We start from the raw sequence: 11427 nt of genomic DNA on the forward strand, positions 1-11427 counted from the left end.
AATTGAAAAGATGAAATTAGATTTATTCAAACCTCAATGGTTAGATTTAGTTTTTGAAGGACGTAACAAAAAGTATGGTGCTTATGAGTTGCGTAAAGAAAATCCTAAAACTTCATTGAGAGCATTGTTAATTGGAGGTGTAATATTTGCTTTGGCAGTTAGTTCACCTACAATTATTGATATGCTTCCTAAAGGTGATGATGCTAAAAACTCACTGGATCAAAAAGTGGTTTTGGTGAACATGGAAAAACCAAAAGAAAACGTTCCGCCACCACCACCTGAAAAGAAACCTGAACCGCCTAAACCGAAAGTTGACGAAGTAAAGTTTGTTAAACCTAAAGTGGTTGAGGCTAAAAAGGTTACCGAAGAGATCAAGACTATTGAAGAGTTGAAAGATAAAAACATTGCTGAAAAAGATCAGAAAGGGGATAAAGATGCAAAAGTTACAATCGATCAGCCTACAGGAGACAACGATAAAGTTGTTGAAGTAGTCGAAGATAACAACGTATATAGTTCTGCAGGTATTGAAGTACAGCCTGAATTCCCTGGAGGAGCTGAAGGTTTTGCTAAATATGTTCAAAGAAACTATCGTACTCCTGAAGTTGATACTGACCTGAAAGGTAGAGTATTTGTTGAGTTCGTTGTTGAAAAAGACGGAAGTTTGACAGATATTAAAGTGATCAGAGACTTAGGTTTTGGTACAGGTGCAGAAGCAATGCGTATGTTGAAAAGTGCTCCTAAGTGGAAACCAGGAGTACAAAACGGTAATAAAATACGTGTACGTTACAGTTTGCCTATTATGCTTGATATTAGAGCGGAATAGATGGATAGAAGTAACTTAAATAATCAAACGAAGAAATCGCTCCCGGAGCGATTTCTTCTTATTATGGGTATTCTGTTTTTTATTGTTTACGTAATGATGGGTTTAGCCGTTTTGTTTTGGGATAGACTTATTGAGAGATTGCCTCTGGCTGATGGATACAGAATTACGCTGGGTGTTGCTATAATAATTTATGCTTTTTTACGTTTTGTCCGTTATTTTAGAAAGTGATGATATTCTCTATAAAAAAAAATAAGATTAAATATTTATTTGTTTCTTTATCAGTTTTGATACTGGTTTTTTGGGCATGTGATGCCAAAAAACAATCCAATGAAGAAACAATCCTTACGGGTACTGCCACAATTTTAGTTGATGAAACTGTTTATCCTGTAATAGAAGATCAGGTAATGGTTTTCGAAAACCAGTACAATGCTAAAATAAAATTAGTGCCTAAATCTGAACAGGAAATTGTAAAACTGCTTTCCGAAGGTAAAAATGATTTAGCTATTCTGACCAGAGAATTAAGTCCTGGCGAAGCTGGTAAATTCATAGAAAAAAAAATTAAACCTAAAGTGACTGATTTGGCACTGGATGGAATTGCTTTTATAGCAAATAACCAAAGTTCTTCTATTAAAATAACGAAAGAAGATTTAATTGATTTCATGAAAGGTAAATCAAACAGATTTTCCGGACTTGTTTTTGATAATGCCAATTCAAGTACAGTGAAGTACTTAATGGAGTTAGCTGATGTAAAAAATTTACCAAAAGATAATATATATTCTTTTAAAACCAACAATGAAGTTATTACGTTTGTCGCCAAAAATCCTGGTATGGTTGGTGTTGTTGGTGTTAATTGGATAACACAGCCACAACCTGAGTTTCAAAATACAGTAAATCAGGTAAGTATTTTGGAAGTAAAAGCAAAGAATGGTACCTTTGTAATACCTACTCAGGATTACATTGCTTCAGAAACTTATCCTTATACCCGAAAAATTAAAATGTTAAATTATCAAGGTTATGCAGGTTTAGGCATGGGTTTTGCTTCGTTTGTAGCAGGAGAGATTGGGCAGCGTATTGTTCTTAAGGCTGGATTGGTTCCGGTAAGAATGCCAAGCAGAAATCTAATCATCCGTAAAGAGATTGAAAAACAACAAAATTAATAAATAGTTAAGAAATGAATAAAGTTAAATTTTTCAGCGTTGCTTTTTTGGTATTAGGAGGCAGTGTATTTGCTCAGGATATTGAGTCGGCAAAAAAAGCTATCGATGCTGAACAATATGAAAAAGCAAAATCTATATTAAAATCAGTTATCAAAGCCAATCCTGAAAATGGTAAAGCAACTTTCTTGTTAGGGAATGTGTATTTAAAGCAAACATATCAGGATTCTGCTAAAACGACTTTTCAAAATGCCCTGACTAAGAAAGAAGGTGGTGTGTTAAATTACATCGGTTTAGGACAGATAGATTTGGATAACGGTAATAAACAAGCGGCTCAGTTTAATTTTGATCAGGCATCTGCTGGGATGAAGAAAAAAGATATCGAGCAATTTATTTACATTGGTAAAGCATACACTAATTCGGTAAACCCTGATTACAAGAAAGCAATCGAAGTATTGAATAAGGCTAAAACCATCAATATGAATGATGCGCAGACTTTGTTGGCATTAGGTGATGCTCATTATGGTGATAAAAACCAAAATGAAGCTTATGCAGCTTACAGTAATGCGGCAGATGCTAATAAGGATTTGTTAAGAGCTAAAATGCAGTTAGGTGTTTTGTTGAAAGGTGCACGTGCATTTAACGAAGCAAAGACTGCTATAGATAATTTACTGGCAACAAATCCTTCATACGGACCGGCTTACCGTGAATTAGCCGAAATATATTTTGGTTGGGCTTTACAGCAAAATGATAAAGCTAAATTCAAAGAATATACTGATAAGTCATTATCATATTATGAAAAATACATGAGTCTGACTGATTATTCATTGGCTTCGCGTATGCGTCATGCGGATTTCCTGATTGTAGCTAAGGATTATAAAGCTTTAGAAACTGAAGCTAATGAAATGGCTAAATTGGACAAAGTAAATCCAAGAATTATGCGTTACTTAGGATATTCGGCCTATGAAAACGGAAATACAGATGCCGCTATTAATGCATTAACACAATATACATCTAATGCATCCAACAAAATTATTGGTAGAGATTATTTGTATTTGGGTATGGCACAGCTTAAAAAAGCAATCCCTGCAACAGCTGAAGGTGTGAAACCAGTTATTGATGAAGCTTTGTATGCCCAGGCTATCGAAAATTTCAAAAAAGCTGTTGAGTTGGATAAACCTATGGCTAATGATTTGAATGAGATTGGAAAGCAATATTTTGAAAGAAAATTATACAAATATGCTGCAGGAGTTTATGAAGTTGCTGTTTCTAACCCAAATTCAAAAAACTATTTGTATGATAATTTCTTCTTAGGATATTCGTTGTACTTCAATAATGTTGCTGATGATGTTAAAACAGTTGATGTTGTGCAATTACAAAAAGCTGACAAAGCATTTGCGGTAGTTATTGAAAAATCACCTACAACTCAGGATGCGCATATTTACAGAGCACGTGTAAACGAATTGCTTACTGATGCTGCGGCAAAAACGCAAATGGCGGTAAGTTATGAGGAATTTACAAAAGTAGTTACTACAAAAGGTGCGGCTACTGTTGAAAGCAATAAAGGGAAAATGGTTGAAGCTTACAATGCATTGGCTCGTTTTTATGGAAAAACAGATAAAGTAAAAGCTACAGATTTTGTAACCAAAGCTTTAGCGTTGGATCCTACTGATGCAGATGCTTTAAACTTAAAAAACACATTGAAATAATTCATTGAAAAATGTTTTTAAAAAACCGATAGCTCGCTATCGGTTTTTTTTATTTGTGCATAACTTAACTGTTTAATTTTGTGTATATTTGCAACCCTTTTTAGGAATATATTATGTTGACAAAAGAAACTCAAATTGCTGTAGAAAAAGGTGAAATGCTTCCCTTGATGGAAGAATTTTATACTATTCAGGGAGAAGGTGCGTATACAGGAACTGCAGCTTATTTTATTAGAATTGGCGGTTGTGATGTAGGATGCCACTGGTGTGATGTTAAGGAAAGCTGGAATGCAGAACTTCATCCGCCTACAAGCACAGACGTGATAGTTAATAATGCAAAAAAGTATGCAGATACTGTCGTGGTTACAGGGGGGGAACCTCTCACCTGGAACATGGAATCTTTAACCGCAAAATTGAAAGCCCAAAATTTAAGAGTTCATATTGAAACCTCAGGTGCTTATCCGGTGAGTGGTAATTGGGATTGGTTTTGTCTGTCACCAAAAAAAAATAAATTGCCGGTTCAGGAAGCTTATGATATTGCAAGTGAACTGAAAGTAATCGTATATAATAAGCATGATTTTATTTTTGCTGAGGAACAAGCTGCGAAAGTAAACTCAAAAGCCGTTCTTTTCCTGCAGCCTGAGTGGAGTAAACGCGAGGAAATTACCCCAATGATTGTTGATTATGTAATGAAGAATCCTAAATGGCGTGTTTCTTTACAGACCCATAAATATTTAAATATTCCATAATGAAACACATCTTTTTATTGGTATTGACTTTATCTTGCTTTGTTTGTTCGAGCCAGATTATGGGTGAAGATGAAGTTTACTTAAAAGGGGATCTGATTCAGCCAAAATTTAATGGAGGTGGACTGGAATCTTTTCGGGACTATATTTACAGAAGAATAGATAAAACAAAAATCAAACAGGCAGGTAAAGTTGTTTTTACATTCGATATTATTGATACGGGTGAAATCAAAAATATCCGAATCGCGGAGTTTAAAGATATGGAATTTGCTATGGAAGTTATCAGGGTGTTAAAGCAGGCTCCTAAATGGCAGGTAGCATCAAGAGGTGGTAAGTCTGTAACCATGAATCTTAGATTTCCAGTGGAATTTGTATTTAGATAGATTGAGATATTTCTTAAATTTTAAAGAAAAAGATAAATATTAGAAAAATATTTTTATATTTACTTAATATTTTCATAAACTTTTTTGTTCCAAATCGAAAAAGCCTACGCAAATATGTAACGGAATATTAACCCAAAAATTGTTGCTATGAAGAAGATTTTACTATTCCTTGCGTTCTTTGTGACTCAGATAAGCTTGGCTCAGGCTTCTATGAGTGCAATTGAAAAAAGTGCTCCAATCCCTTATGATTCGGTTGAAAATCAGCCTATTTATCCAGGAGGGATTAATGAATTCATGAAATTTATTGGTAAAAATTTCCAGGCACCTACTGATGAGAATTTTTCAGGCGGTATTTTGAAAGTCAGCTTTGTGATTGAAGTGAATGGCAGTGTTTCTGATATTAAAATTTTAAACGATTTAGGTCATGGAACAGCTCAGGAAATTACCAGAATTTTACAAATGTGTCCAAAATGGAATCCAGCAGATCATGAAGGTAAGCCGGCCAGAGTATTGTTTACTTTACCTGTAACTATAAGGATCTAATTGAGTTCTACAAAAAAAGAGGATTAACTTCAAGTTAATCCTCTTTTTTTGTAAGAAATATTTTTTAATAAGAATCATTTACGACACTTTATCGATTTATTTTGTTGATTCGTCGATATGTTTGTATTTTTAATTAACAAACAGTAAATCAGCGGATTATGAAGAAGAGTGCTTTATTTTTGTTAAGTTTTATGATTATTAATTTAAGTTTTGCCAAAAAGCTTAATAGCGAAGTGTTAATCATTATTCCATATGAACAAGTAGAAGTAAAACCTATGTTTCCTGGAGGAATAAATGAATTTATGAAATTTGTTATGAATAATTTCCATCTCTCAGAAGAAGATGAGCTGCCAACAGGTACTGTGCATGTAAGTATGATAATAGATAAAAACGGGAACGTTGGAAATGTACAGATTCTTAGAGATTTGGGTAATGCCGGTAAAGAAGTCAAACGTGTTTTAGCAAAATGCCCAAAATGGCAGCCTGGTAGAATGAAAGGTGTAAATGTAGATGTTGAGTATAATTTCCCTATTACAATTAAATGATCTATGTTAGTTATATTTTAAAAATCCTGAATTTAAATTCAGGATTTTTTATTTTTATGGTGTTAAATTTATTTTATGAAAGCCTTTTTTCAAATTGATGACTCAATTACTTTTTTAAATCATGGATCATTTGGATCGTGTCCGAAACCAATTTTCGAGGAATATATCCGTTTTCAAATTGAGCTTGAATCAGAACCTGTAAGTTTTATTCAAATTAAACAGCCTAAGTATTTGAAAGCAGCTAAAACTGCATTGGCAAAACATATTCATTGTAACGAGAGAGATTTCTTCTTTATTCCAAATCCAACAGTGGCAATCAATACAGTAATGAGAAGTCTGAATCTTCAACCTGGGGATGAAATCCTGGCCACCAATCATGAGTATGGTGCTATGGTCAGAACTTGGAATTTTTATTGTAAAAAAAGCGGTGCCAAATATATCCGTCAGAATATTACTTTACCTGTTCAATCTAAAGAGCAGCTTTTGGAAGAGTTTTGGAAAGGGTATACTTCTAAAACAAAAGTCATTTTCTTGAATCATTTTTCCAGTGCTACCGCTTTAATTTTTCCAGTAAAAGAAATTTGTGACAAAGCAAAAGAGCTTGGACTGATAACAATTATTGATGGTGCCCACGTTCCCGGACATATCGATTTGAATATTTCAGAATTAAACCCTGACTATTACACAGGAACTTTGCACAAATGGATGTTGGCTCCTAAAGGTAGTACCTTTTTATATGTTCGAAAAGAATTGCAGGATTCTCTCGATCCGTTGGTCGTGAGTTGGGGTTATGAAAGTTTAGCGCCAAGTGACAGTCAGTTTTTAGATTATCATGAATACCAAGGAACAAATGATATTGCTCAGTATTTATGTACTCCTAAGGTTATTGAATTTTTAGAAGAAAATAATTGGAAAGAAGTTTCAAAAAATTCCAAGCAGATAGTTTTAGAAAACTATAAACGTTTTTGTGACTTGCTTGGCACACAACCAATATGTCCGGTTACAGATGAATTCTTAGGTCAAATGGCCAGTGTTCCTGTTAAAACGGACAGGTCTGCTGAATTAAAAACACTTTTGTATGATAAATACAAAATTCAAGTTCCAGTAATGCCATTAAACGATAATATTTATATAAGGTATTCTATCAACGGCTATAATTCACAGGAAGATTTGGATAAACTTTATATTGCATTGGAAGAAATTATTGCAACAACTGATTTGATTAAAAAATAGCCATATGCAAGTGGCATTCTTTTTAGTAGCCTGAGGTTCTCGAAGGCTACTAAAAAAGATATAAAAAATAAGGTAATTGAGGTGTCATGCTGAGCCTGCCGAAGTGTTCTTGATACAGTGATTGAGGTGTCATGCTGAGCCTGTCGAAGTATTCTCGATACGGTGATTGAGGCTCTCGAAATCACCTTGTTTCTAATATAATCTCGCCAAATAGTCAAAATGCTCACCCTCTAAAACCAATTCACACTGAAAACCGTTTGCATGACAGGCATTTTGTAACGTGTTGTAGTCTAAATATAACCAAGGAAAAGAGTTTTCGGTTTCTCCTTTATAATGTACCGTAAAAGTCAGTTCGCCGTAATATCCATTGACAGGAACTTCATAAGCACCATCTTCATCCTGGTCATACATATAAATTAAATCAGAAGAATCGATTAGTATTTGTCCTTTCTCTGAAAGAAGTGATTTAAGTTTTTGAAGGTATTTTGTGGTTTCTTTCAGTGTGCCAAAGATTCCCGTTCCATTCATTAAAAGTAAAATGGTGTCGAATTTTTCATCCGAATCTAAATTCAAAATATCGGTAACTAAAGTTTTTTTAACACCTCTTAACTTACATGCTTCAATTGCATTTGGTGAAATGTCTATGGCGGTTACATCAAACCCATTTTTCTGTAGATAAAGTGCATGACTTCCGGCACCGCAGCCAATGTCCAATGTTTTTCCTTTAGAAAGTTGTAATGCTTTTTGTTCCAATTTGGGCATGTCTTTATAGGAACGGAATAAATATGCAACCGACATTTCATCTGCTTCTGAAATATTGGTTTCAGTAACAATATCTTCAGGTGAATTATTGATTTGATAATCTAATATGGCTTTGCCAAAAAGGTCTTTCATTTTAAGTTTATTTGGTAATATGGTTATTCGTTTATTTGTTTTCTTTAATTTTGCGTTCTGAAATTGAATTAAATGCTGAAGCCTTCATTACAAGAAATACAAAAACTAGCCAAAGATAAGCATAACGAAAACAAAAAGTATTTCGATAAGCTTAAAAAGAAAGCGCCAAAAAATATTGATTATGTCATGCAGGAATTGCATGATGCCGAATTTAAGCGTACGGATTGTCTACAATGTGCCAATTGCTGTAAAACTACAGGACCGTTATTCACATCGGCAGATATCGAACGTATCGCAAAACACTTTCGTCAAAAACCGCAACAATTCATAGATCAATATTTGCGAATTGACGAAGATAATGATTATGTCTTACAGAGTGTACCCTGTACTTTTCTGGATGCTGAGAATTATTGTATGATTTATGATGTGCGTCCAAAAGCATGCCGTGAATTTCCGCACACTGATAGAAAGAAATTTCAGCAGATATCAAATCTGACTTTAAAGAATGTAGCGATTTGTCCTGCGGCGTATAATATAGTAGAAGAAATGAAAAAGAAAATGCCACTTTAAAAGTGGCATTTTTTATATGAATCAAGTAAAAAGTTAATTATAAATCAAATATTTCTTTCTCATTTCCTTGAAGTCTTTTAGTCCTTTTTCCCAGGATTTTCTAATTTCAGTTTCAGAAGCATCACTTTCAATTTGATGCTGTAGTTTTTTCGTTCCGGCCAACTTGGTAAAAAAGTCATTGAAGAACGGATTTTTGGTTTGAGCGTTTTCCTTATACGCTTTAATCAGCCATTTCAATTCTAGGCGTTTTACTTTTTCTATTTTGGTTAAATCTTCTCCGAAACATTCTTTTCCATTCCAAACAGGATCTTTTGCACCAAAATTTGGCTTTGGTGTAAAACTGAATCCATTGTTATTTAAATATGGGGAACCATAAATCTGGAATTGTTTTTCGGTTCCACGTCCCACACTTACATTGGTTCCTTCAAAAAAACATAAACTCGCATACAAATTGATTGCTTGAGGATTTGGTAAATTTGGTGATGGTTTTACAGGTAAGTTATACTGCATCTCTCTATGGTAATTTATACATGGAACTATTTCAAGTTTACATTGTATTCCATTTTTTAACCATTTTTGACCATTAATCATTTTAGCATATTCGCCTATGGTCATTCCGTGAAGTACAGGTATTGGATGCATGCCCACAAAACTTGTATGTTCTTTTTCTAAAATTGGGCCATCAATAATTCCTCCGTTTGGATTTGGTCTGTCAAAAACCAGTAACGGAATGTTATTTTCCGCACAAGCTTCCATCACATAGTGCAAAGAAGATATATAGGTGTAAAATCTGGCGCCAACATCCTGCAGGTCAAAAATCATGATGTCAATTCCAGCTAACTGCTCAGGTTTTGGTTTTTTGTTGTTTCCGTATAAAGAAAATATTGGTAATCCAGTTTTGGTGTCTTTACCGTCTTTTATTAGTTCGCCGGCATCTGCAGTTCCTCTAAAACCATGTTCCGGCGCATATATCTTTTGTAAATTGATTTTTTTCTCTATCAAAAAATCTACTAAATGGGTTTTATTGGAAAGTATACCGGTTTGATTTGTTACAATACCAACTCTTTTGTCTTTTAATATAGGTAAGTAGGTTTCATAGTTGTCGGCTCCAGTTTTTATGTTTTTTTCTTGAGGATTAGATGTGTTTTTCGAATTTATTACAGTGCTGTCTTTTGTCTTTTCTCTTTCTTCTATTTTCTTTTTACAATTTCCGCACGAAACAATTGCAAAAAGCAATAATAAAAATGTATTTTTGAGAACCAATTTGTAAACCATTACCTGTTGAATTTAGAATTTTTTATAGCTGATAGACTTATACGTACTAACGAACGTAAAAGTAATATTTCTGCACCAATAATTAAAATTGCCATTGCAGCCATTGCAATTGGTTTGATAATGATGATTGTGTCAGTGGCAACCGGAATTGGTCTGCAGCAAAAAATACGCCAAAAAGTATCGGCGTTTAACGGACATATTATTATTTCAAATTTTGATGACAATCAATCACAGGTAAGTTTAAATCCTGTTTCAACAGATCAGGATTTCTATCCCAAATTCAATGCTGTAGAAGGAGTAAAGCATATTCAGGCAGTTGCAAGTAAAGCAGGGATTATCCGGACAGAAAAATCTTTTGAAGGAATAGTATACAAAGGAGTAGGGAAAGATTATGATTGGAATAATCTGAGCGAATATATAAAAGAAGGTAAGGTTCCTGATGTCAAATCAAATTTGAACAATGAGGCTATGATATCTGAATACCTTGCCAACCGACTGGAATTAAAAATTGGTGATAAGTGCAATACTTTTTTTATGAAGGAAGGAGAAAATAAACTGCCTAATCTCCGTTCGTTTGAAATTGTGGGTATTTATAATTCGGGTTTCCAGGAATTTGATGCTACTTATATATTAGGAGATATTCGTCATATTCAACGTATGAATAAATGGTTGCCCAATCAAGTGGGTTCTTTTGAAGTGTTTATTGATGATTTTACTCAAATTACACAAACAGGTGCAGAAGTTTACAATAATACCATAAATAAAGAAGACCCGACAAAAGCTCTGGATACACAAACTATAGCCCAAAAATACTTTTATATCTTCGAATGGCTGAAACTCTTTGATTTTAATATAGTAGTGATACTTATCATTATGATTGTGGTAGCTACTATTAATATGGTGGTTGCATTAATGGTTCTGATATTGGAAAGAACCCAAATGATAGGAATATTGAAATCAATCGGAGCTAATAATTGGACAATCAGAAAAATCTTCCTTTATAACGCAACACATTTAATAGTAAAAGGATTGCTTTGGGGTAATGCAATAGGTATAGGATTGCTTTTAATCCAAAAGTATTTTGGTGTAGTCAAGCTAAACCCGGAAAACTATTATGTAACTACCGCACCTGTCGATATCAATATGTTTTACATACTGTTGTTAAATATAGGAACTGTCTTGGTTTGTTTAATCGTACTTCTGGTGCCTTCCTATGTGATTACAAAGATATCTCCAGTCAAAGCCATTAAGTTTACTTAGCAATCCTCAAAACTCATATAAGTAATCTAAGTAATCCAGCAGTCTAACAATCCAATTTGTGCGTTTCCCTCCGTTCCTCCGGGCCACGCGTTCCGCTATATCTTTTCTAAGTCCATTGAGCGGAGCCGAAACGCCGCTCACGCGCAAGCCCGGGTATAGAGAAAGGATACTTTTGCAGGTATACTATATATATAATAGAGTAAAACCTGCTTTGTAGCTTTGTCACTTTGTGACTTTACAACTTTAGAAAAAAACTTTCATGGCTAACTCACTGAACAACAGAGTAACTAAAAAA

At 34.0% G+C, this 11427-nt stretch carries 13 protein-coding genes; 11 read left to right on the forward strand and 2 right to left on the reverse strand.

The features are described 5' to 3' along the window. Positions 1-10 precede the first annotated feature (10 nt). The 9 genes from EZM65_RS13435 to EZM65_RS13475 all read left to right on the forward strand — a co-directional run bounded on the left by EZM65_RS13435 (position 11) and on the right by EZM65_RS13475 (position 7133). The gene (locus EZM65_RS13435; RefSeq protein ID WP_136669074.1) at positions 11-823 is read left to right on the forward strand and encodes an energy transducer TonB; all 813 of its coding nucleotides are present in this window, start codon (positions 11-13) and stop codon (positions 821-823) included. A 63-nt stretch (positions 824-886) separates the two neighbouring features. After that, on the forward strand, positions 887-1051 hold the full coding sequence (locus EZM65_RS13440; protein ID WP_248574870.1) for a hypothetical protein: 165 nt from the start codon (positions 887-889) through the stop codon (positions 1049-1051). After that, positions 1051-1980, forward strand: a complete 930-nt coding sequence (locus EZM65_RS13445; RefSeq protein ID WP_136669076.1) for a PstS family phosphate ABC transporter substrate-binding protein — start codon at positions 1051-1053, stop codon at positions 1978-1980. The genes EZM65_RS13440 and EZM65_RS13445 overlap by 1 nt, the downstream gene beginning before the upstream one ends. A gap of 14 nt (positions 1981-1994) precedes the next feature. Then, positions 1995-3686 (forward strand): tetratricopeptide repeat protein, encoded by a 1692-nt coding sequence (locus EZM65_RS13450; protein WP_136669077.1) that lies wholly within the window; start codon positions 1995-1997, stop codon positions 3684-3686. A 113-nt stretch (positions 3687-3799) separates the two neighbouring features. Then, positions 3800-4432: a 7-carboxy-7-deazaguanine synthase QueE gene (locus tag EZM65_RS13455; RefSeq protein WP_136669078.1), complete on the forward strand. Its 633-nt coding sequence runs from the start codon at positions 3800-3802 to the stop codon at positions 4430-4432. Further along, positions 4432-4812, forward strand: coding sequence for an energy transducer TonB (locus EZM65_RS13460; RefSeq protein ID WP_136669079.1), 381 nt, complete (start codon positions 4432-4434; stop codon positions 4810-4812). The genes EZM65_RS13455 and EZM65_RS13460 overlap by 1 nt, the downstream gene beginning before the upstream one ends. Before the next feature lie 147 nt (positions 4813-4959). Continuing rightward, positions 4960-5355, forward strand: a complete 396-nt coding sequence (locus tag EZM65_RS13465; protein WP_136669080.1) for an energy transducer TonB — start codon at positions 4960-4962, stop codon at positions 5353-5355. A 158-nt stretch (positions 5356-5513) separates the two neighbouring features. Then, positions 5514-5900 carry an energy transducer TonB gene (locus EZM65_RS13470; RefSeq protein ID WP_136669081.1) on the forward strand — a complete coding sequence of 129 codons (387 nt, stop codon included), beginning with the start codon at positions 5514-5516 and terminating at the stop codon, positions 5898-5900. 75 nt (positions 5901-5975) lie between these two features. Beyond that, positions 5976-7133, forward strand: coding sequence for an aminotransferase class V-fold PLP-dependent enzyme (locus EZM65_RS13475; RefSeq protein WP_136669082.1), 1158 nt, complete (start codon positions 5976-5978; stop codon positions 7131-7133). Between the two features lie 192 nt (positions 7134-7325). Here the strand turns inward: EZM65_RS13475 and EZM65_RS13480 are convergent, their stop codons facing one another. Then, the gene (locus tag EZM65_RS13480; protein WP_136669083.1) at positions 7326-8027 is read right to left on the reverse strand and encodes a bifunctional 2-polyprenyl-6-hydroxyphenol methylase/3-demethylubiquinol 3-O-methyltransferase UbiG; all 702 of its coding nucleotides are present in this window, start codon (positions 8025-8027) and stop codon (positions 7326-7328) included. Between the two features lie 72 nt (positions 8028-8099). Between EZM65_RS13480 and EZM65_RS13485 the strand changes: the two genes are divergently transcribed. Then, positions 8100-8597 (forward strand): YkgJ family cysteine cluster protein, encoded by a 498-nt coding sequence (locus EZM65_RS13485; RefSeq protein ID WP_136669084.1) that lies wholly within the window; start codon positions 8100-8102, stop codon positions 8595-8597. Between the two features lie 33 nt (positions 8598-8630). Here EZM65_RS13485 and EZM65_RS13490 read toward each other — a convergent pair whose 3' ends face one another. Continuing rightward, complete coding sequence (locus EZM65_RS13490) at positions 8631-9872, reverse strand: exo-beta-N-acetylmuramidase NamZ domain-containing protein (RefSeq protein ID WP_136669085.1); 1242 nt, start codon at positions 9870-9872, stop codon at positions 8631-8633. Positions 9873-9878: 6 nt separating this feature from the next. Between EZM65_RS13490 and EZM65_RS13495 the strand changes: the two genes are divergently transcribed. Next, a complete protein-coding gene (locus tag EZM65_RS13495) occupies positions 9879-11132 on the forward strand; it encodes an ABC transporter permease (RefSeq protein ID WP_136669086.1) in 1254 nt (417 codons plus the stop codon). The last annotated feature ends 295 nt before the right edge of the window (positions 11133-11427 follow it).

It is taken from the genome of Flavobacterium sp. H122, from assembly GCF_004959765.1.
In the GTDB taxonomy this organism is placed as follows: domain Bacteria; phylum Bacteroidota; class Bacteroidia; order Flavobacteriales; family Flavobacteriaceae; genus Flavobacterium.